The sequence below is a fragment of the Polyangium sp. 6x1 genome (genome assembly GCF_029946515.1).
GTDB lineage: Bacteria > Myxococcota_A > Polyangia > Polyangiales > Polyangiaceae > Polyangium.
The window spans coordinates 36,890-57,296 of the sequence record NZ_JARZHH010000016.1 but is presented as its reverse complement, the minus strand read 5'-3'; the positions used below and the strand labels follow the sequence as shown (position 1 = coordinate 57,296).

General features: G+C 68.8%; 17 protein-coding genes and 1 tRNA gene. 10 read left to right on the top strand and 8 right to left on the bottom strand.

From position 1 onward, the window contains the following. Positions 1-67 precede the first annotated feature (67 nt). The gene (locus tag QHF85_RS17270; protein ID WP_281328299.1) at positions 68-1,369 is read right to left on the bottom strand and encodes a serine/threonine-protein kinase; all 1,302 of its coding nucleotides are present in this window, start codon (positions 1,367-1,369) and stop codon (positions 68-70) included. Further along, the gene (locus tag QHF85_RS17265; RefSeq protein WP_281328298.1) at positions 1,366-2,589 is read right to left on the bottom strand and encodes an FHA domain-containing protein; all 1,224 of its coding nucleotides are present in this window, start codon (positions 2,587-2,589) and stop codon (positions 1,366-1,368) included. The genes QHF85_RS17270 and QHF85_RS17265 overlap by 4 nt, the downstream gene beginning before the upstream one ends. A 108-nt stretch (positions 2,590-2,697) precedes the next feature. On the opposite strand from QHF85_RS17265, the gene pilB reads away from it, so the two are divergent. The 7 genes from pilB (at position 2,698) to QHF85_RS17230 (ending at position 10,469) form a co-directional block, all read left to right on the top strand. Continuing rightward, entirely contained in the window at positions 2,698-4,410 is a 1,713-nt protein-coding gene (gene pilB / locus QHF85_RS17260) for a type IV-A pilus assembly ATPase PilB (RefSeq protein WP_281328297.1), read from the top strand. A 2-nt stretch (positions 4,411-4,412) separates the two neighbouring features. Beyond that, positions 4,413-5,531, top strand: a complete 1,119-nt coding sequence (locus QHF85_RS17255) for a type IV pilus twitching motility protein PilT (protein WP_281328296.1) — start codon at positions 4,413-4,415, stop codon at positions 5,529-5,531. Between the two features lie 95 nt (positions 5,532-5,626). Next, on the top strand, positions 5,627-6,289 hold the full coding sequence (gene lexA / locus QHF85_RS17250) for a transcriptional repressor LexA (RefSeq protein WP_281328295.1): 663 nt from the start codon (positions 5,627-5,629) through the stop codon (positions 6,287-6,289). A 214-nt stretch (positions 6,290-6,503) separates the two neighbouring features. Continuing rightward, the gene (locus QHF85_RS17245) at positions 6,504-6,785 is read left to right on the top strand and encodes a DUF4398 domain-containing protein (RefSeq protein ID WP_281328294.1); all 282 of its coding nucleotides are present in this window, start codon (positions 6,504-6,506) and stop codon (positions 6,783-6,785) included. After that, complete coding sequence (locus QHF85_RS17240) at positions 6,782-7,990, top strand: OmpA family protein (RefSeq protein ID WP_281328293.1); 1,209 nt, start codon at positions 6,782-6,784, stop codon at positions 7,988-7,990. The genes QHF85_RS17245 and QHF85_RS17240 overlap by 4 nt, the downstream gene beginning before the upstream one ends. Positions 7,991-8,095: 105 nt before the next feature. After that, positions 8,096-9,805: a hypothetical protein gene (locus tag QHF85_RS17235; RefSeq protein ID WP_281328292.1), complete on the top strand. Its 1,710-nt coding sequence runs from the start codon at positions 8,096-8,098 to the stop codon at positions 9,803-9,805. Positions 9,806-9,917: 112 nt separating this feature from the next. Next, on the top strand, positions 9,918-10,469 hold the full coding sequence (locus QHF85_RS17230) for a hypothetical protein (protein WP_281328291.1): 552 nt from the start codon (positions 9,918-9,920) through the stop codon (positions 10,467-10,469). 99 nt (positions 10,470-10,568) lie between these two features. On the opposite strand, the gene QHF85_RS17225 is transcribed toward QHF85_RS17230, so the two are convergent. Beyond that, positions 10,569-10,925: a PilZ domain-containing protein gene (locus QHF85_RS17225; protein ID WP_281328290.1), complete on the bottom strand. Its 357-nt coding sequence runs from the start codon at positions 10,923-10,925 to the stop codon at positions 10,569-10,571. Positions 10,926-11,166: 241 nt separating this feature from the next. On the opposite strand from QHF85_RS17225, the gene QHF85_RS17220 reads away from it, so the two are divergent. After that, positions 11,167-12,747: a TIGR02266 family protein gene (locus QHF85_RS17220; RefSeq protein WP_281328289.1), complete on the top strand. Its 1,581-nt coding sequence runs from the start codon at positions 11,167-11,169 to the stop codon at positions 12,745-12,747. 232 nt (positions 12,748-12,979) lie between these two features. Beyond that, positions 12,980-13,930, top strand: a complete 951-nt coding sequence (locus QHF85_RS17215; protein ID WP_281328288.1) for a hypothetical protein — start codon at positions 12,980-12,982, stop codon at positions 13,928-13,930. 430 nt (positions 13,931-14,360) lie between these two features. Here QHF85_RS17215 and QHF85_RS17210 read toward each other — a convergent pair. The 3 genes from QHF85_RS17210 to QHF85_RS17200 all read right to left on the bottom strand — a co-directional run bounded on the left by QHF85_RS17210 (position 14,361) and on the right by QHF85_RS17200 (position 16,867). Next, positions 14,361-14,432, bottom strand: a tRNA-Val gene (locus QHF85_RS17210). A gap of 117 nt (positions 14,433-14,549) precedes the next feature. Beyond that, positions 14,550-15,758 carry a pyridoxal phosphate-dependent aminotransferase gene (locus tag QHF85_RS17205; protein ID WP_281328287.1) on the bottom strand — a complete coding sequence of 403 codons (1,209 nt, stop codon included), beginning with the start codon at positions 15,756-15,758 and terminating at the stop codon, positions 14,550-14,552. Between the two features lie 23 nt (positions 15,759-15,781). Further along, positions 15,782-16,867: a GNAT family N-acetyltransferase gene (locus tag QHF85_RS17200; protein WP_281328286.1), complete on the bottom strand. Its 1,086-nt coding sequence runs from the start codon at positions 16,865-16,867 to the stop codon at positions 15,782-15,784. A gap of 90 nt (positions 16,868-16,957) precedes the next feature. On the opposite strand from QHF85_RS17200, the gene QHF85_RS17195 reads away from it, so the two are divergent. Beyond that, on the top strand, positions 16,958-18,448 hold the full coding sequence (locus QHF85_RS17195; protein WP_281328285.1) for a PLP-dependent aminotransferase family protein: 1,491 nt from the start codon (positions 16,958-16,960) through the stop codon (positions 18,446-18,448). A 9-nt stretch (positions 18,449-18,457) separates the two neighbouring features. On the opposite strand, the gene QHF85_RS17190 is transcribed toward QHF85_RS17195, so the two are convergent. Further along, entirely contained in the window at positions 18,458-19,582 is a 1,125-nt protein-coding gene (locus QHF85_RS17190) for an MlaD family protein (RefSeq protein WP_281328284.1), read from the bottom strand. Between the two features lie 36 nt (positions 19,583-19,618). After that, a complete protein-coding gene (locus tag QHF85_RS17185) occupies positions 19,619-20,404 on the bottom strand; it encodes an ATP-binding cassette domain-containing protein (RefSeq protein ID WP_281328283.1) in 786 nt (261 codons plus the stop codon). Between the last annotated feature and the right edge of the window lie 3 nt (positions 20,405-20,407).

Genomic DNA, 20,407 nt, shown 5'->3' with positions numbered 1-20,407 from the left:
CGAACGACAACCCTTCGTGGGTCGGGCGCTTCCCCGGTATCCTGGGCCGCACCCGCCCCGGGGAGGCTCACGGGCCCTTCGCCCGCGTCGTGGGCAGACGCCCGACCAGGTCGGCGCCGTTCGCCGGGCGCCGATCGTCCGGACCGATGCACACGTCCGCGACCGCGCGCCACCGCGCGGCCTCTTCTGTAGAGATCCCCCGCTCCCCGAGCCTGTGGAGCACGTCTTCGAGCACGCGGCCGTAGCCGTACACGTCGTCCCGCGGGTCGCTCGATCGGCCGGCGATACGTTCGGGCGAGACGTAGCCGGCGCTTCCCCCTTCCCCGCGGGCGCCGAGCGGACGCGCGATGCCGAAGTCGCCGAGCAAGGGCTCGCCGGTGTCCCGGAGGAGCACGTTCGCCGGCTTGACGTCCGCGTGGACGAACCCCCCCGCGTGGAGCCGCGCGAGCGCCCGAGCGAGCGGGAGCGCCCAGCGATCGATGGGGACGAGCGCCGCGAGGTCGCCCCGCGCGAGCACGTCGCGCACCGAGCCCCGCGGGATCCACTCGAGCGCGAGCCAGCCTTCCTCCGGATCCGCGTCGAGCACGCGGAGCACGCCGGGTCCGCGCATCCGATCGGCGAGCCGCGCCTCCCGTTCGAGGTGCTCGCGGTCGCGACCACGCCGGTGGTAGACCTTGAACGCGAGGCGCCGGCCGAGCAGCTCGTCCTCGGCTTCGTAGACGGTCCCAGCGCCGCCGCGCGCGACCTCGCGCAGGAGCCGGAACGGCGCGCGCGCGCCTGCGTCCGTCACCACCGTGGCCTCGTCGAGTCGCCGCGCGGGTCCTGGCGCCGCGCCGAGCGCCGCGCGCCATCGCGTGTGCCGTTCACGCGCGCCCGGCGTGTCGATGTTCCGCGCGAGCACGCGCTCGATCGTCCCGAGCGCCCGCGGGAGCTGGCCGAGCGAGGCGTGCAGATCCGCCGCGAGCAAGAGCGCCGGCGTGCTCGACGCGTTCGAAAGCGCTTCGAGCGCGCCCTTCTCGTCCCCACGCGCCGCGAGGATGTCCGCGCACGCGAGCCGCACGGCCTCCGCCACCGCGTGATCCTCCGCGGCTTCGAGCACGCGCGCCGCGGCCTCGGCCTCGCGCACCGTCCCGCGCGCCTTCCGGAGCAGCAGGATCGCTCGTTCCTCGCTCGGGCCGTCCGGCGCGCCCACGCGCGCGAGCTGCGCGAGCTCGGCGGATACTTCGTCCACCTCGGCGCGCGCGCTCTCGCGACGCGCGCCTCCTACCGCAGCGGTCGTCCCCTCATCCGCGCCGCGCGAAGCCTCCTCGCTCGTGGCCTCGTCGCCTTCGCCGAAGAGCCTCCCCTTGATCTTCCGCCACAAGCTCACGCGCCGCTCCCGCTCCCTTCGCGGCTGCCCTTGGCCACGCGCAGCACCACCGGCCCGCCGCGGCTCGCGCGGATCTCGTCGCCGACGCAGAGCTCCACCTCGGGGGCGAGCTCGAACTCGCCCAGGATCGGCCGCGGCGCGCCGCTCGGCGTCCGCAGCACCACGAACCCGCTGTCGCCCTGTACCACCCGATCCACGTGCAGCGCGCCCACGACGAGCGCGCCGAGCGGCGCGAGGAAACGCATCCCGGCGATCGTCACGACCACGCCGTCCGGCACGAGCTCTCGCTCGGGCGACGCCGTCGGCCGCTCGATCCCGCACGGCACCTCGCCGCCGAGCTCGAGGCGAATCCCCTCGCCCACTGGGATCGCTCCCTCGATGCGCGCGCCGGCGAGCATCGTCCCATTCCGCGTATCGAGGTCCTCCACGAAGATCTCGCTCCCCTCGCGGCGCATGCGCAGGTGCGTGCGGCTCACCGCCCGCGCGCCGACGAGGATCGTCGCTTCGCCGCGACCGATCGTCACTTCATCGCCGAGCGCCGCGTGGAAGAGCTTCCCGCCGATCTCCAGATCCACGAGCGGCCCCGTCGCGAGGCGCGCTCGGATCGCGCGGGCGGCGTCGGCGACGACGTCGTCGTCTCGCTCGACGAGCGCGGCCCGCGCGACCTCCAGCGCGGCGCGCCGCTCGGCGGTCCGGTCGAGATCGGCGACGCGCCTGCGCACGTCCGTCACCTCGCGGACCTTGCGCGACTCGGCGTGGGACGCCTTGAGGCGCTCTTCGAGCTTCTCGATCGCGCCCATCTCCGTGAGCACCCGGATCTCCGACTCGGCCTCGCCGAGCTCCGCGTAGATCTCGGCCGCGCGCTCGAGCTCGCCTGCGCCCTCGAGCTCACGCGCGACCCGCGCGAGCTCGCTCTTCAGCGAGGCGCCCCCGCGGGCGCGGATCACGTCGAGCGTGAGCCGTGCCTTGCGACCGAGCGCTCGCTTCTGGATCTCCTCGCTCTTCGCGGTGCGCGCGGCGACGTCGCAGAACGCGATCCGTTGCTCGGCCGAGCCTTCGGCGTCGGCGCGGAGCAAAAGCACGCGCGCCGCTTCGTCCGGCATCTCGGCCTCGACGTACAGCGTGGCGGCGGAAGCGAGGTCACCGGCGAGCTCCCGGGCGCGCGCGTCTTTTGCTCGTCGGCCCTCGCCCCAGCGCAGGAAGCGATCGAAGAGACCCACTGCGCGGCATGGTAGCGCGCATCGGAAGCCTCGCGCGAGGGCTCTCGTGCGGCTCGCCGTGCCCGGCTGTTGACTCTCCCCTTCCCTCCGCGGACCATCGGAGGCTCGATGTCCAACTTCACGACCGGTCAGACCCGCCTGGGCGAGCTGCTCGTCCGCGAGAAGCTCATCAGCTTGCAGCAGCTCCGCCAGGCGCAGGAAGAGCAACGGAAGAGCGGAACCAACCTGGGCCAGGTGTTGACGAAGCTCGGCTACCTGTCCGACGACGACATCGCGAGCTTCCTCGCCACCCAGTACGGCGTCCCCGTCGCCGACCTCGACGGCACCGAGTTCGATCCCGACGTCCTGAAGCTCGTCCCGCGCGACGTCTGCGAGAAGCAGAAGATCATCCCGCTGTTCCGATCGGGCACCTCGCTCGTCGTCGCGATGGCGGATCCCACGAACCTCCACGCGATCGACGACATCAAGTTCCTCACGGGCTCCATCGTCGAGCCGCGCGTCGCCTCCGAGGGCGCGATCACGCAGGCCATCGAGCGCGCCTACTCCGCCGGCCCCTCGTACGACGAGATGCTCGCGGAGTTCGGCGACGAGCAGGTCGACTTCACGGTCGACACCGAGGACGTCAACGTCCTCGAGCTCGAGAAGGCGGCCGAGGGCGCGCCGGTCGTGCGGCTCGTGAACGCGATCCTCCTGAACGCCATCAAGAAGGGCGCGAGCGACATCCACATCGAGCCCTACGAGAAGAAGCTCCGGGTCCGCTACCGCATCGACGGCGTGCTCGTGGAGGAGATGCAGCCTCCGATGAAGCTCAAGAACGCGATCGCGAGCCGGCTCAAGATCATGAGCTCGCTCGACATCGCGGAGCGCCGCTTGCCGCAGGACGGGCGCATCAAGCTGAAGCTCGGCAAGGGCAAGGAGATGGACTTCCGCGTCTCCGTCTGCCCGACGATCTGGGGCGAGAAGATCGTCATGCGCCTCCTCGACAAGTCGAACCTCCAGCTCGACATGACGAAGCTCGGGTTCGACAGGAAGCCGCTCGAGGACTTCCAGTGGGCGATCAACCAGCCCTGGGGCATGGTCCTCGTCACGGGCCCCACGGGCTCCGGCAAGACCACGACGCTCTACTCCGCGCTCTCCGAGCTCAACCAGATCGAGACGAACATCAGCACCGCCGAGGATCCCGTCGAGTACAACCTCCACGGCATCAACCAGGTGCAGATGCAGGACTCCATCGGCCTGAACTTCGCGGCCTCGCTGCGCTCCTTCCTGCGCCAGGACCCGGACATCATCATGGTCGGCGAGATCCGCGACTTCGAGACCGCCGAGATCGCGGTCAAGGCCGCGCTCACGGGCCACATGGTGCTCTCGACGCTGCACACGAACGACGCGCCGTCGACGATCTCGCGCTTGCTCAACATGGGCATCGAGCCCTTCCTGATCACCGCGAGCGTCAACCTCGTCCTCGCGCAGCGCCTCGCGCGGAAGAACTGCGCCGACTGCAGACAGCCGTACAAGGCCGATCCCCGCCACCTCGCCGACTTCGGCTTCACGCCCGATCAGATCAAGAGCGCGAAGCTCATGAAGGGCGCGGGCTGCAAGACGTGCAACGGCTCGGGCTACAAGGGCCGCGTCGCGCTCTACGAGGTCATGCGCTTCACGGACAACCTGAAGGAGCTCGTCCTGCAGGGCTCCTCGACGGCCGAGCTCAAGACGGCCGCGATCAAGAACGGCATGATGACCCTGCGCATGGCGGGCATCGAGAAGGTGATGCAGGGCATGACGACGACCGAGGAGATCGGCCGCGTCACGATGGGAGACTAGCGATGACCGCGGAGACGCCGGGGCGCGAGCCCCTCCGTTACACGATCCAGCAGCTCCTCAAGGTCATGGTCGACAAGGGGGCGAGCGACATGCACATCACGCGGAACTCGCCTCCGCTGCTGCGCATCGACGGCTCGGTCGTCCCGCTCAAGCTCCCGCCTCTGAACGAAGAAGACACGAAGGAGCTCTGCTACTCGGTCCTCAGCGAGGATCAGAAGATCGTCTTCGAGAAGAAGAACGAGCTCGACCTCTCGTTCGGCCTTTCGAATATTTCCCGCTTCCGCGCCAACATCTTCATGCAGCGCGGCGCCGTCGCGGGCGCGTTCCGCCAGATCCCCTTCAAGATCCTGAGCTTCGACGATCTCGGCTTGCCGCCCGTGGCCTCCGAGATCGCCAACAAGCCGCGCGGCCTCGTGCTCGTCACCGGGCCGACCGGCTCCGGCAAGAGCACCACGCTCGCGAGCATCATCGACAAGGTCAACTCCGAGCAGCGCCTGCACATCATCACGGTCGAGGACCCGATCGAGTACATCCACAACCACAAGCTCTCGGTCGTGAACCAGCGCGAGGTCGGCGCCGACACGGCGTCGTTCAAGGACGCGCTCAAGTACATCCTCCGCCAGGATCCGGACGTCGTGCTCGTCGGCGAGATGCGTGATCTCGAGACCATCGAGGCGGCGCTGACGATCGCCGAGACGGGCCACCTCGTCTTCGCCACGCTGCACACGAACAGCGCCGTCTCCTCGATCAACCGCATCATCGACGTCTTCCCCGCGCATCAGCAGTCGCAGGTCCGCGCGCAGCTGAGCTTCACGCTCGCGGCCGTCATGACGCAGCAGCTCGTCCCCAAGATCGGCGGAGGTCGCGCGCTCGCGGTCGAGGTCATGGTGCCGAACGCGGCCATCCGGAACCTCATCCGCGAGGACAAGCTCCACCAGATCTACTCGCAAATGCAGGTCGGCCAGGCGGGCAGCGGCATGCAGACGATGAACCAGTGCCTCTACGGCCTCTACCAGCGCCGCTCGATCTCGCTCGAAGACGCGCTCGCGCACGCCGGTGACATCGAGGAGCTGCGCGCCATGATCGAAGGGCGCGCCGTGCGTCGCGGCCCCGCGACCTAGCGAGCCCGGCGGATCCAGCCTCCTCGAATCCTCCGGTAAGAAACAAAGCAGGAGTTTTGACACCCCCCCGCCCGTTCAGTAGGGTAGGCGCCGCGATGCAAGGGCTCACCGAGCGCCAACAGCAGGTTCTGCATTACATCCGCCAATCCATCAACGAGCGGGGGTATCCGCCCACGCTGCGAGAGATCGGCGCGCACATGGGCATTCGCTCCACGAACGGGGTGAACGACCATCTGCGCGCGCTCGAGCGGAAGGGGTACTTGACGCGGGAGGACATGAAGAGCCGCGCCTTGCGGCCGAAGGACATGTCCGCCGCGAATGGACGAGCCGACGAGTCGCTCTCGATGCCCGAGGCGCCCGAGGACGACCTGCTCGAGGTCCCGGTCGTCGGCCGGATCGCCGCGGGCCTGCCCTTGCTCGCCGAAGAGCACCTCATCGACACGGTCCGCATCGATCGGATGCTCGTCCGGGGCGGCCGCGAGATCTTCGGCTTGAAGGTCACGGGCGACTCGATGATCGAGGCCGGCATCCTGAACGGCGACTACATCTTCGTGCGTCGCCAGCCCACGGCGCAGCGCGGCGAGATCGTGGTGGCGCTCATCGGGGACGAGGCGACGGTCAAGTACTACTTCCCCGAGAAGGACTACGTCCGGTTCCAGCCGGCGAACTCGAAGATGGCCCCGATCCTCGTGCGGGCCTCGGACTTCAAGCCGACGATGCTGCTCGGCGTCGTGGTCTCGGTATTCCGTCGACTTTGACCGTATCCCGCGTGTCACAGCACCGTTGACGCGCGGCGCGCACGCTTGGTAGCGTCCCGGGCACGGATGGGAGCGACGGATCGGTTCCGTCGTCGCTCCAGAAAGAACGCGGATCGTGAAGGCGCACGTGCGGCGGTTCCGAAGCGGGGTTTGGGGCGGAGGGTGCCGGGAGGCAACCCGGAGCCCCAAGCGTGGAGCTGGGGTGCTGGCAGCGATGGGGACTTTGTTCCTCGTCGGCGCGACCGGCTGTGGTGGATCGATTTACGCGATCACCTCGAGCAGCGCTTCCTCGAAGCTCGAGACGGCGGAGGCGCTCGGCGCCGAGCGCTACGCGCCCTACGAGTTCTGGTACGCGAAGGAGCACCTCCACAAGGCCATGGAAGAGGCCTCGACAGCCGATTACGGCGACGCGATCAAGTTCGCGAGCACGGCTGAAGAGTTCGCCGACAAGGCCATCGTTCTGGCGAAGCAGGCGCACGAAGGATCGGGCCGATGAAGAGCACGCGCGGCGCAACCAGGATGCAGAAGCCGGCGCGTCGTCCGGCGGATCGTTCGTACGGACGCTGGGCGCTTCCGGCGCTCGTCGTCGTGGCGCTCGGTCAGGCCTCGTGCTCGCAGGTCTCCGTCATGCGCGGCGACATCGAGGGGCTCACGAAGATCGCAGGACAGGCCGAGCGCAACGGCGCGATCCGCTGCGCGCCGCGCGAGCTCGCGACGGCGAAGAGCCACCTCACGTTCGCGGAGACGGAGCTCGATCAGGGCTTCCTCTTCAAGGCGAAGGCGCACCTCGACATCGCGCGCGCGAACACGCACGCCGCGTATGATCTCTCGCCGCCGCAGAAGTGCGCCGAGCGTGGCTTCGTCGAGGAAGAGGCGCCGCCGCCGCCCCCGCCGCCGCCGCCCCCCGGAGATTGCGACGGCGACGGCTACCTCGACCCGCAGGACACGAAGTGCCCGTGCGAGGCCGAGACGTGGAACGGCTTCCAGGACGAGGACGGCTGCCCCGACGATCCGGACACGGACGGCGACGGCCTTCCGAACTCGAAGGACAGCTGCGTCCTCTTGCCGGAGGACAAGGACGGCTACCTCGACGACGACGGTTGCCCCGAGCTCGACAACGACCTCGACACGATCCTCGACGACGCGGACAAGGATCCGTCGACGGGCAAGAGCTGCGCGAACGATCCCGAGGATCCGGACGGGTACGAGGACGTCGACGGCTGCCCTGAGCCGGACAACGACAAGGACACGGTCCCGGATCTCGAGGACCAGTGCCCGAACGAGCCCGGCGTGGTGGGCGGCGACAAGCCTGGGTGCCCGAAGAAGCCCTCTCTCGTCATCGTGACGGAGAAGGAGATCAAGATCACCCAGCAGATCCACTTCGAGTTCGACAAGGACAAGATCAAGCCCGACAGCTTCGCGATCCTCGACGCTGTCGCGCAGGTTCTTCAGGACAACCCGAAGATCAAGATCGAGATCCAGGGCCACACGGACAACAAGGGTGCTGCCGTGTACAACAAGAAGCTCTCGGATCGCCGCGCCGCGGCCGTTCTCAAGTACCTCGTCGCGAAGGGCATCGACCCGAGCCGGCTCACATCGCACGGCTACGGTATGGAAGTGCCCCTCGTTCCGAACACGACCGATCAAAATCGCGCGCTCAATCGACGCGTGCAATTTGTCCGGACCGAAGGTCAGAAGTAAAACCTCGGTTCCGAGCCCTCCCCCATCGCTCCTCCCGGAGGACAGACCGCCGTGTATCTTCGTCCGTTTGGGTCGTTCGCTGCCTTTGCGCTTTCCGCTGTCGTCATGGGTGGCCTCTGTGCTTACCCGGGCACGGCCTTCGCGGCAGGCGAGAAGGACAAAGAGGCCCTCAAGCTCCACGACCAGGCGATGGACGAGGACTACCTCGCCGTCGAGTTCGACAAGGCCGAAAAGAAGCTCAAGGACGCGCTCAAGAAGTGCGGCGACGATGGTTGCAGCCCAAAGGTTCTGGGCAAGCTGCACATCGCCCTCGGCACGGTCTACGGCGGCTCGAACAAGCTCGACAAGGCCAAGGAAGAGTTCGTCGAGGCCCTCAAGGTCGACCCGAACGCCGCGCTGCTCGAGTCGTTCACCACGCCCGAGCTGACGAAGGCCTTCGAGGAGGCCAAGAAGCAGGCGAAGCCGAGCAAGCCCTCGGGCCCGTCGAAGCCCCCGCCGGGCGGCGAGGACGGCGGCGAGGACGGCGGCGAGAAGCCCGGCGGGGATCTCGAGCACACGCCGATCGCGGAGCAGGCGGTCAACACGCCCGTGCCCGTGTACCTCGAGGTCGGCGAGGACGTCACGGTCGAGAAGGCGACGCTCCGGTACAAGCCCTTCGGCGCCACGAAGTGGACCTCGCTCGAGATGCAGCGCGTCGGCAAGGGCTGGGGCGTCGAGATCCCGTGCGCGGACGTCACCACGACGGGCGACATCAAGTACTACATCGTGGTCACGGACGACAGCGGCGAGCAGCTCAAGGCGGGCTCGCAGAAAGATCCGTACCGCGTCCCGATCAAGCGCGAGCTCGAAGGTGACGAGCCCTCGCTCCCGGGCAAGAAGCCCCCGAGGGAGTGCAAGGCGAAGGAAGACTGTCCGCCGGGCCTGCCGGGCTGCGAGAAGACCTCGAAGGAGGAGAAGCGCGGCGAGAAGGGCTGGGGCGCGACCTGCGAGGCCGATCAAGAGTGCCAGGCCGGGCTCATCTGCCAGAACGGCCAGTGCGAAGAAGGCAAGCGCGAGGGCGACGAGACCGGCCCCCAGCCTGCCGGCAAGGGCAAGAAGAACATCATCGGCGTCGGTGGTCAGCTCGACCTGATGCTGATCAGCAGCGCCGAGAACGTCTGCTCGGGCTCGAACGACGCGTACTACTGCTTCTACCCCGGCAGCAGCGATCGCTTCTTCGGCGATCCGATCGCAGCGCAGGGGACGAACGGCATCCAGGGCGGCTTCGCGCCCGCGGGTGGTCGCGTCTTTGCCTCGTACGATCGCGAGCTCGTGACGCTCGGCTCGGGCGCGCTCGGCCTCGGCGCGCGCTTCGGCGTCTCCTTCGGCGGGCACCCCTCGTCGGATCAGCAGCCGCCGAACTCGCTCCACCCGAGCATGTCCGGCTTCCCGCCGATCCACGCCGAGGCGCGCGCCTGGTACTCGTTCATGGGCAGCCAGTTCGAGCAGGGTCAGGTCCGCCCGTTCGGCTTCCTCGGCGTCGGCTTCGCGAAGGTCTCGGCGGCCGTGCCCGTCACCGTCTGCGACAAGCTGCAGAAGAACGGCGAGGACAAGATCGATCCGTCCGACGACTCCTGCCCCGGCAGCACGCCGGCAGTCAGCCGCGACCTCGACGCCTACCAGATCTCGGGCCTGAACTTCGTCTCGCTCGGCGCCGGCGCCACCTACGCCTTCACGCCGAACTTCGGCCTGACCGCCGAGGTCAAGGCGATGTTCATGGTGACCACGTTCGCCGTCGTCATCGCGCCCTCCATCGGCCCCGTCTTCGCGTTCTGACATCCGTCGGCGTCGCTCGACGCACGACCGAGCTCCTCTACATCCAATCGTCCGTACACCAACGATCTTCGATGCGCTGCGCCCTCCACCGGCGAGCACTAGAAGATCGCTGGTGAGCTACGAGAATTTTCAGGTCGAGGTGATCGAGCTCGGCAGCCGCGGCGTCACGCTCACCGTGGCCAACGTGGTCGCGCACCTCAGGACGCCACCCGAGCGCGTTCAGCGGGGACTCGACAGGATGGCTCGCGAGGGGCTGCTCGATCTCGAGGTCGACGAGAGCGAGGGCTTTGTCGTGTACCGCGTCCGCGGCCTCTCCACGTCCGCGCCGCTCGCGCGACGTCGCGACGCGAGGTCGACGCGGCTCGCTCGCATCCCGACCATGACGTATGCGCAGCAGGGCCTGCTCACGGTCCCGCGGAAGAGCGTGACGCTCGCGGTCGTGCTCGGCGCGCTCGTCCCGGGCATCGGGCTCGCGTACGCCGCGCCGCTGCGCGTGGTGCTCGCCGCGTCGCTCCTCGTGATGGTGTTCGGTCGCGTGCTCGGCGCGAGCTTGATCTTCGCGCCTCTGTTCTGGGTGTTCGCGATCGGCGTGTCCGCGCTCTTCGGCGGCCTCTACGCCGTCCGCTACAACCAGGAAGGGCACCGCGCGCCGCTGCTCTCCTGAAAGTCGATAGCGATCTCGCGAAGATGCCACGTCGAGGCTCGTGTCGTCCGCGAGGGGCGCGCCGCGCCTCACGTGTCACGTGAAGCGCGGCGTGCGTAGCTACGAGAGGATCTGAAACAACGAGAGCAGCGTGGCTGCGTCGTGGTGTTCGAAGCGAATGCCGGCGCGTGTGCGACGACCGCCGGGCGTGCCGCGGCGGATCCACGCGACGGTGCCGTTCAAGCGGAGCGGGTCCCAGAGCGACGGCGTCGTCACTTCCAGCGTGACGGACGTATCGGGCGTCAGCTCATTTCCCGCGTTTGCCGAGATGTCGCGCTCGAAGAGCTCGATGCCCGCGCCGCCGAGGCCGAGGTCGCGGATGGTGACGCCGCGGGCGTGGCCCTCCGGGTCGACGAGGGTGGCCTCGAGCTCCATGCGCTTTCGTCCGTGCGCGCGGAAGTGGTCCCGAACGGACATGCGGAAATGATATCTCTATCGTGGAGGCGACACATGCGCGGCGCGCTCGATCTGCAGGATCAGCGAGCGAGCACGAGCGTGCGGGGTCTCGGGGCAAACGACGGTACGGAAAAGTTTCCGGCCGAAGGCGGTTACAACGTAGTTGGGTTTGTGCGCGACCTCAAGGTAACATCCGCGCCGCTGCTCGCGCCGGGGCGACCCGGAGCGACCCTTCGTTGATCGAGATGGGAGCTCTACCCTGATGGCTGAGGACACTCGTAAGGACCCGCGGGCGAAGGTGCTCTCGATGACCGTGCGCTACAAGAGCGCCACCGTCGACGAGTTCATCGAGAACCATTCACATGACGTGAGCAAGGGCGGCATCTTCATCAAGACGTCGTCGCCCTTCCCCCCCGGGACGCTGCTCAAGTTCGAGATCCGCATCCAGGAGGAGAAGTCCGTGCTCAGCGGCGTCGGCCGCGTCGTCTGGAAGCGCGATTCGGATCAGTCGACCGATGAGTCGCCCGCCGGCATGGGCGTGAAGTTCATCAAGATCGACGACGACTCGAAGGCGATGATCCAGCGCCTCGTCGACAACCAGAAGGGTGGCCCGAACGCCTACGACGCGGGCAAACCCGAAGGCGCGAGCGACGACGGGGACGGAGCAGCGACGCCCGCACCCGCAGCGGCCGCATCCAAGACCGGTCCGCGCGCCTCGACGATGCTCGGGCTCGGCGCGGTCGGCGCCGCGGCGAAGGCCGCAGGCAGGCCGACGACGTCGACGCCCGAGGCGAAGAAGACGGAGTCGAGTGGCGGCGGTGGCGGGTTCTTCCCGTCGACCACGCCCGAGGCAGACATGCCGCCGCCGGAGGAGCGCACCGTGATGCGCCAGGCCGCGGAGCTCCTGCAGCAAGCCCTCGCAGGCACGGGCAGCTCGCTCGACGACGTGAGCGGCGGCAAGATCGAGCTCGCCAAGGAAGCGCCGAAGGCCGAGGAGAAGAAGGCCGAGGAAAAGAAGGCCGAGCCCAAGGTCGAGGAGAAGAAGGCCGAAGAGCCCAAGGCCGAAGCGAAGGCCGAGGAGCCCAAGGCCGAAGAGCCCAAGGCCGAAGCGAAGGCAGAAGAGCCCAAGGCCGAGGAGAAGGCCGAGGAGCCCAAGGCCGAAGCGAAGGCCGAGGAGCCCGAGGCCGAGGAGAAGAAGGCCGACTCCGAGAAGCCCGTCTCGAAGAAGCCCGAGGCGAAGGCCGCATCGACCACGAAGAAGAGCGAAGGCGAGGGTCGCCGCGAAGCGAAGACCGTCGACGTCCGCGGCTCGAAGGCAAAGGAAGGCGAAGGCAAGAGCGGCGGCACGAAGCCCAAGGCAGCCGCGGCGAAAGCAGCGCCTCCGCCCCCCGAGCCCGTCGAGGAGAGCAGCGGCGGCGGCGGCAGGATCCTGACGATCCTGCTCATCGCGGCAGCGATCGGCGGTGGCCTCTTCCTCGCGCTCGGCCAAGGCAAGAACGAGACGCCCCCCGCGCCCACCCCCCCGCAGGTCCAGCCGACGGTCAAGCCCGAGGTCAAGCCCGCGCCGACGCCCGCTGCGACCCCGGAGGTCGTGCCCGCGGCCTCGGCCTCGGCCGCGCCGGAGCCTTCGTCCTCGGCGAACGCCGCTCCCCCCACGACGGCGAGCGCCGCGGCGCCCCCCGCGTCGGCAGCGCCGGCCGCGGAGCCCCCGAAGACCGAGACGAAGACGGAGCCGAAGCCCGAGACGAAGACGGAGCCGAAGCCCGCCGCGACGCCGGCCGACAAGCCGAAGCCGCCGCCGGCCGCACCCAAGCCCCCCTCGGGCGGCGACGACTACGAGTGATCCACCACGGGCGGCCGCATCCAGCCGCCCGCGCATCCCTCGCCCCCTCCCCCTCCCAACTCCTCCTCAAGACCCCGCACCCGCCCCGCGCTTCGCAGCGCGGGCGGATGCATCGTGTCCATCTGTGAACAGCACATCAGTTGCATGGTGCGCGCCGCGCGTCGCCCGTATCATGCGGACCTGAATGAGCGGCGCTGGGTCGTCGGGTTCCAGGCAAGGCGGAGAGCGCGGCGTGATCGCCGAAGCAGCCACCGTGTACGCGCCGGCATTGCCCGGACAGGCGCCGCGCGCGCGACCACTGCCGACGCGCAGCCGAGGCGTGCAAGCCGTGATCCTCGCAGGCGCAGGGCTCATCGGCGTCGTGGGGATCGTCGCGCTCGCAATCACGCTGCGCGGCACCGCGCCGATCGACGCACTCGAGCAGAGTTCGTCCGTGGCGGAGGTGAGCGACGCAGGTTCGGCGCAGGACGCCGCGCCGGTGATCGCAGTATCGGCATCAGCCGCGACGAAGGAGCCGCCCCCGACGACGAACCGCGCATCGGTCGCAGAGGAGCTCAGCGAGGCGCGGCCGAAAGGCGCAACCGCGCTCGCGACGCTCGCAGAGCGGTACCCCGAAGAGCCCGAGGTGCTCAAGGCGCTCGCCCTCGCATACACGCGCGACAAGGCAAACTACGCGAAGGCGATGACGACCGTGCGCAAGCTCTTCGCAGTCGCGCCGGACATGGCCCGCGATCCGGACATCAAGCAAGCGCTCCTGATCGTGGCCAACGGGCCCGTCGACGTCGCAGCGACAGCGCTCGACATCATGGGCAAGGAGATGGGCGCGCGTGGGCCCGAGCTGCTCTACGAGCTCCTGAGCGCATCGGGGCTCGGCAAGTTTCCGAAGGAGCGCGCAACGCGGTTGTTCGCAGATCCCAAAGTCAAGGAGCTCGCCGGCCCCGGCCTGCTCGTCGCGAACGATCTCCGCGCAGCCGCCGGCTGTGATCGCAAGAAGCTCTTCGCACGCGCAGCCAAGGAAGGCGACGAGCGCGCCCTCGCGCACCTGAAGCCTCTGCTCGCGACGAAAGGCTGCAGCTGGCACCGCCAAGCCGACTGCTTCGCATGCCTCGGCGATCGCAAGGACCTTCGCGCGACGATCGACGCCATCACGAAGCGCCTCGAGCAGGCGAGCGCGTCGAAGTGATGCTGCCGTAGCGCCGGGGTTTCACCCCGGACCCCGACCAGGGGTTGTCCACCCCTGGACCCGGACCAGGGCCAGCCCTGGACCTTTGGTGCATCGACTGCGCGAAGCGCAGTCGATGCAGGGGATTTTTAAATAGCTATCCGCCCCTTTGCGGGCGCTGCCCTCGCCCCTTGGGCATCAACCGCGATGCGGTCGATGCGGAGAAGTTTTGGATAGCTATCCGCCCCTCTGCGGGCGCTGCCCTCGCCCCTTGGTGCATCGACCGCGATACGGTCGATGCGGGGAAGTTTTGGATAGCTATCCGCCCCTCTGCGGGCGCTGCCCTCGCCCCTTGGTGCATCGACCGCGATGCGGTCGATGCAAGGGAGGGTTTGTGCTGTGAACCTCGCGAGGGCTCCGGAGAGCAAGGTCAACGAGGTTGGATACGGGGTGGGCGCAACAGGATTTGAACCTGTGACTTCATCCGTGTGAAGGATGCACTCTACCGCTGAGTTATGCGCCCGTTCGGGAGTTTGGCGGGGCGTGGTTCACGCTCCGCGCCGCGGCTCGACGACGGCGACATGACTAGCTCAAGCCATGTCGTCCGACAAGTGTTTTGATGATGGGGACGCTCGGTTTGTCAGACCCCGCCACGAGCAGCCGCGATGACCGCCCGGATCGCCTCGATCCCCCCATCGATGTCGCTCTCCGAGCACGCGTACGAGAACCGCACGTAGCCCGGCGCCCCGAAGGGCGTGCCCGCCACGCTCGCGACATGCGCCTCCTCGAGCAGCCACATCGCGACGTCGAGGTCGGTCTTGATCGCGCCGTCCTTGTACGGAATGCCGTAGAGGCCCCGGACGTCGGCGAACGCATAGAAGGCCCCTTCGGGCATCCTACAGCGCACGCCAGGGAGGCTGCGCAAGCCCTCGACCATGCGATCGCGACGCTTCGCAAAAGCGTCACGCATCACGCGCACGGCATCCTGCGGGCCCGAGAGCGCAGCAGCCGCCGCGACCTGCGCCACGGCGGTCGCGTTCGTCGTGCTCTGGCTCTGCACGACGTCGAGCACCTTCGAGAGCTCCGGCGGCGTGATGCTCCAGCCGATGCGCCACCCCGTCATCGCATACGTCTTGCTCACGCCGGAGATCACGATCGTACGGCTCCGTAGATCCTCAGCGATCGCAGGCACCGACACGTGCCGGAAGCCGTCGTAGGTGAGGTCGGCGTAAATCTCGTCGACGACGAGCCACAGATCGTGCCGACGCACGACATCGAGCAAGGCACGCAGCTCCGACTCGGCGTAAGCCGAGCCCGTGGGGTTCGAAGGCGTGCAGAGGATGACCGCCTTCGTGCGCTCGGTGATCGCGCGCTCGAGCGACGCGGCATCCATGCGAAAGCCCTCGTCCTCGCGCGTCTCGACGATCACGGGCGTGGCGCCGACGATGCGGACCTGCTCGGGATAACTCACCCAGTACGGCGCGGGGATCACGACCTCGTCGCCGGGCTCGTAGAGGCCAAGGGCAACGTTGAAGAGCGCATGCTTCGCGCCGCACGACACGGTCACCTCGTTCGGCGCGGGGCGATAGCCGCGATCACGCTCAGTGGCCGCGCAGATGGCGGCCTTGAGCTCGGGCGTGCCGGTGACGGCCGTGTAGTGCGACACGCCCTTGTCGATGGCGGCCTTCGCAGCGTCGAGCACGTGGCGCGGCGGCTCGAAGTCCGGCTCCCCGACGCTGAACGAATAAACCTTGTGGCCCTGGCTTCGCAGGCGAGCGGCCTGAGCGGCCATCGCGAGCGTGGCGCTCGGGGCCACAGCAGAGAGACGATCAGCGAGCTTACGAGGCATCTCTGAGATCCTTCTCACCTGAACTACGTGCCTTTCCCCGCCGACGCAAGCGGACAGGCAGCCTCTCCGCTCGCTTCCGTTCGCGCGAGGATCATCTCGTGGATCTCCCGCCCATCCGTCCGGTGCACGTGCCGCGTCCGGAAGCCGAACGGTTCGTAGAACCCCATGGCATCCCGCGTGCGCAAGAGCACCGTCTCCGCGCCGCGCACCGCCGGATGATTCAGGAGCAGCCGCATGAGCGCGCGGCCGAGCCCGCGACCTCGCCAAGCGTCGTCGACGATCACGTCGTAGATCCACGCGCGCCGCGCGCCGTCCGCGATCGCGCGCGCCGTTCCCACGAGCGCGCCCGAGCGATCTCGCGCGCCGACCCAGGCGGACGAACCAAGCAAGCTCCTGCGAATGCGATCGGACGAGGTGCCTTCGCACCAGTACGTACCCACGAGGAGCGCCGTCGCCTCATCGGCGTCCGCTTCCCCCATCGCACACAAGAGCGTCGCGTCCGCGGGCGCTTCGAGGAACGACGGCGCGGCCAAGGACGGGCTCGCCGCGCGCACGAGATCGATCGCCCGAGCGTCGCCCGGCGCGCCTCGCGCCCAGAGCAGATCGAGGAGACGACCGATCTCCGCGGGCGTGCGGTTCTGCCCGAGCTTCGCTTTGCCATCGAGCCGTTCCAGCGACACGCCGAGCACGAGCACGCCCGCAACGGCCTTTTTGTAGAGCGGATGCTCCGCGTCGATCGGCGCGTATCCACCCTCGGGCTGATACTTCTCCATGAGCGCCGCGAGCATCGCGGCCTTCAGATGCGGCGCATCGACGCGCTCGATCGTGCCGTGCACCTGCGCGCTCCGGTAGAACGTGGTGGCCGGACACGCGCGCTCCGGATCGACGAAGTAACTCGGGATCGAGGCGACGATCTCTTCGGCGGAGATCACCGCACGCCGGCCGACGACGTCCATCTTCTCGCCCACGGGCGCGCCGTGAAAGAGCAGGTGGTCCCCCACGACGACGCCGTGCAACACGCGCAGCACGGGCTCGCCCTCCGGCGTCGTCGAGGCGAGGTGCACCGCGGGCGCGCGCGCGAGGAGCGCAACCGCGCCCGCACGATCCATCCGAAAGATCTCCCTACGCATGGCCGGAAGGTGGTCTCGAGCTGGTACCCCGAGAAGGACCAGTTCCGAAAAATCGGGTAGACCAGTCAGGTGCGCGAATACCCCTTCGAGCTCGCCCTGGATCCCTCCCCCGACGTCCCGCTCTTCGTGCGGATCACGCGCGCCCTGATCGAGGACATCCGCCGTGGGAGGCTCCGCCCGGGCGCCGCACTCCCGGGGAGCCGCGCGCTCGCGCGCTCTCTCGGCGTTCATCGCAACACGGTGGTCGCCGCGTACCGCGAGCTCGCCGCGCAAGGCTGGGTCGAGACCCGCAGCGCCACGATGACGTACGTCTCGACCACGATGCCCGAAGTCCCGCGGCGCCGCGCCACGCCCGCCACGCTCGGCACGATCGCGGCGCGCGCAGGCTTCGATCTGCCGGCGCGTGCCTCCGCGGTGGGCGGGGCGTACGAAGCTCCACCGGGCGCGATCGTGTTCTCCGGCGGCACGCCCGATCTACGGCTCTTGCCGACGGAGCTGCTCGCGCGCGCGTACCGGCGCGTGCTGCGCGGATCGGCTCCACGGCTCTTCGAATACGGCGACGCGCGCGGGGACGAACGGCTACGCGCCGCGCTCGCGAACATGCTCGCGTCCGTGCGAGGGCTCGGCGCGTCGGCCGAAGACGTGCTCGTCACGCGTGGCAGCCAGATGGCGCTCGATCTCTGCGCGCGCGCGCTGCTCGGGCCCGGCGACGTGGTCGCGGTGGAAGCGCTCGGATATCGCCCCGCGTGGGAAGCGCTCGCGCAGACGGGCGCGCGCCTCGTGCCGCTCCCCGTCGACGCGGAGGGGCTCTCGATCGACGCGCTCGCCGCGCTCGTCGCGCGTGAGCCCGTGCGCGCCGTCTACGTCACGCCGCACCACCAGTACCCATCAACGGCCCTGCTCTCGCCTGCGCGCCGCATCCGCTTGCTCGATCTCGCGCGCGCGCACCGCATCGCGATCCTCGAAGACGACTACGATCACGAGTTTCACTACGACGGACGCCCGGTCTTGCCGCTTGCGAGCGCCGATCGCGCGGGGGTCGTGGTCTACATCGGCACGCTGTCGAAGATCCTCGCGCCGGGCCTGCGCATCGGCTTCGTCGTCGCGCCCGCGCCGCTCGTGGAGCGCCTCGCCGCGATCCGCACGTTCGTCGATCGGCAGGGCGATCTCGCGCTCGAACGCGCCGTGGCCGAGCTGCTCGAAGACGGCGAGGTGCAACGCCACGCGCGCCGCATGCGCCGCATCTACCAGGCGCGACGCGACGTCCTCACAGAGGCGCTACGCGTGAGCCTCCCGAACGCCGTCGAGCTCGCTCCTCCGCCCGGCGGCATGGCCATGTGGGTCCGCGTCGCCCCGGGGATCGACATCGACGCCTGGGCCGAGCGCGCGCGTGATCGCGGCGTCGTGATCCACCCTGCGCGCCGCTACGCCTTCGACGGCCGCTCGCGCCCCTTTTTCCGCGCCGGCTTCGCCGCCCTCGACGAGCACGAGATCCACGAGGGCGTCGCGCGCCTCCGCGCGGCCCTGCCCACGAAGGGCGTCACGCGGGCCGCTTCATGAAGCGCTTATCTACTTGTTCTGCGCCGCCGGCTCTTCTTTGCCCGGCGTCACCTCGACGCCTGGCTTCTTCTCGTCGTGCTTGATCGAGTACCGCACGAGCGCGCGGAGGATGTCGTTGCGGCTCACGTTGCCGACGATCGCTTTGACGTCCTCGTAAATCGAGGGATCGACGAGGAGCGCGCCCACGGTGCCCTTGCCCTTGCGCACGTCGGCGACGATGGCCCGCAGATCCGCGGTCATCGCCGTCACGTTCGCCAGCGCCTCGGCGCCGTTGCCTTTGCCACCGTAAAGGACGTCATGGGCAAAACTGTCGCTCTCGCGGATGCCCTTCAGCGTGGAGGCGACCTCGCCCGCCGCCGCGCCGAACTGCGCGATCTCCTTCTGCGGGCCGTCGCCGTAGATGACCTCGTGCGCAAAGCCGGGCCCCGACTTCACGCGCGTCACCACGCCGCGCACCTCGGCCAGCGTGAGCGCGAGCTCGGAGGCCGCGCGATCGAGGTTTTGCAGCGTGCGCGAGATCCGCTCGGCTTCCTCTTTGTCCGTGAGGAGCTTCTTCGGGTAGCCCTCGCCCTCGGCCACGTCCTTGAGCAGCTTGTTCATCGACGACACGCTGCCGCGCAGATCCTGGTGCAGCCGTTCGTCCGCGAGGCTCTCGCTCATCTTCGACAGGTTGCCGAGCGCCGTGTCGGCCTTCGACGTCATGCCCTGCGCGATGCCCATCAGATCCGTGGGCTCCTCGCTCAGGATCTCGCCGCCCGGGGGCACGGCCTCCGGCGCTTTGCCCTTCGAGATCTCGATCATCTTGTCGCCGAGCAGGCCCTTCGCGGCGACGCGCGCGATGCTGTCCTTGCGGATGCGCTCGGCCTCGGCCTTCACGACGTCGAGCTCGACGTAGACGACGGCCTCGGCCTGCCCGGGCCGATACCCGACCTTCTTCACGTTGCCGATGTCGATGCCGCCCATGCGCACCGGCGCGCCGGGCTTCAAGCCCTGCACATCGGCGAACGTCGTCGTGAACTTCACCGACGAGCTGAAGAAGCGCCGCTCATCGCCGATCAAGAAGATCACGAGCGCGGAGAAGAGCAGCCCCGCCAGCACGAAGAGCCCGACCTTGACGTCGCGCGACCTGTTCATCTGCTCCCCCCATCATGCGCGAAGACGCGCCGCTCGTCACGCGCGGAGGAGCGTCTCGACGTCCTCGTTGACCGGGGCGATGCCGTTGATGAAGTTCTTCACCCGCGGGTCGGTCGACCGCTGGAAGTCCTCGACGCGGCCGGACAGGATGATCTCGCCCGCCTGCACCATGGCCATGCGGTCGGAAATCGTGAACGCGCTCTTCATGTCGTGCGTGACCACGATGCTCGTCACGTCGAGCGCCTTCTTGAGCCCGCGGATCAAGTGATTGATGCGCTCGGTGTTGATCGGGTCGAGCCCGGTCGTCGGTTCGTCGTAGAGCAAGACCTCGGGCTGCACCGCGATCGCCCGCGCGAGCCCGACGCGCTTCTTCATGCCGCCCGAAAGATCCGAGGGGCGCATCGCCTCGATGCCCGGCAAACCCACGAGCGAGAGCGCCCAGTCGACGCGCTCGGCGATCTGCGTCTCGGTCATCTCGTCGCGATAGTGCTCGTGCAGGCCATACGCGACGTTCTCGCCCACCGAGATCGAGTCGAAGAGCGCCGCGCCCTGGAAGAGCATCGCGATCCGACGGCGAATGAGGCGCGCCTTCGCCTCCTTCATCTGCGTGATGTCCTCGCCGTGAAACGTGATCGACCCGCCGTCGGCCTCGAGCAGGCGGATCAAGAGCTTCAGCATCACGCTCTTGCCCACACCCGAGCCGCCGATGACGGTGAGCGTCTCGCCGGCGAACACCTCGAGGTTCAAGCCGCGGTAGATGACCTTCGGGCCGAACGCCTTGCGTACGTCGCGGAAGCGGATGATCGGCTCGCTCACGGTCATCCC

What these genes read in the sequence shown, in the direction of transcription:
- pilB (WP_281328297.1), top strand. Translation starts at nt 2,698, where the DNA reads ATGTCCAACTTCACGACCGGTCAGACCCGCCTGGGCGAGCTGCTCGTC.
- QHF85_RS17255 (WP_281328296.1), top strand. Translation starts at nt 4,413, where the DNA reads ATGACCGCGGAGACGCCGGGGCGCGAGCCCCTCCGTTACACGATCCAG.
- lexA (WP_281328295.1), top strand. Translation starts at nt 5,627, where the DNA reads ATGCAAGGGCTCACCGAGCGCCAACAGCAGGTTCTGCATTACATCCGC.
- QHF85_RS17245 (WP_281328294.1), top strand. Translation starts at nt 6,504, where the DNA reads ATGGGGACTTTGTTCCTCGTCGGCGCGACCGGCTGTGGTGGATCGATT.
- QHF85_RS17240 (WP_281328293.1), top strand. Translation starts at nt 6,782, where the DNA reads ATGAAGAGCACGCGCGGCGCAACCAGGATGCAGAAGCCGGCGCGTCGT.
- QHF85_RS17235 (WP_281328292.1), top strand. Translation starts at nt 8,096, where the DNA reads ATGGGTGGCCTCTGTGCTTACCCGGGCACGGCCTTCGCGGCAGGCGAG.
- QHF85_RS17225 (WP_281328290.1), bottom strand. Translation starts at nt 10,925, where the DNA reads ATGTCCGTTCGGGACCACTTCCGCGCGCACGGACGAAAGCGCATGGAG.
- QHF85_RS17220 (WP_281328289.1), top strand. Translation starts at nt 11,167, where the DNA reads ATGGCTGAGGACACTCGTAAGGACCCGCGGGCGAAGGTGCTCTCGATG.
- QHF85_RS17205 (WP_281328287.1), bottom strand. Translation starts at nt 15,758, where the DNA reads ATGCCTCGTAAGCTCGCTGATCGTCTCTCTGCTGTGGCCCCGAGCGCC.
- QHF85_RS17200 (WP_281328286.1), bottom strand. Translation starts at nt 16,867, where the DNA reads ATGGATCGTGCGGGCGCGGTTGCGCTCCTCGCGCGCGCGCCCGCGGTG.
- QHF85_RS17190 (WP_281328284.1), bottom strand. Translation starts at nt 19,582, where the DNA reads ATGAACAGGTCGCGCGACGTCAAGGTCGGGCTCTTCGTGCTGGCGGGG.
- QHF85_RS17185 (WP_281328283.1), bottom strand. Translation starts at nt 20,404, where the DNA reads ATGACCGTGAGCGAGCCGATCATCCGCTTCCGCGACGTACGCAAGGCG.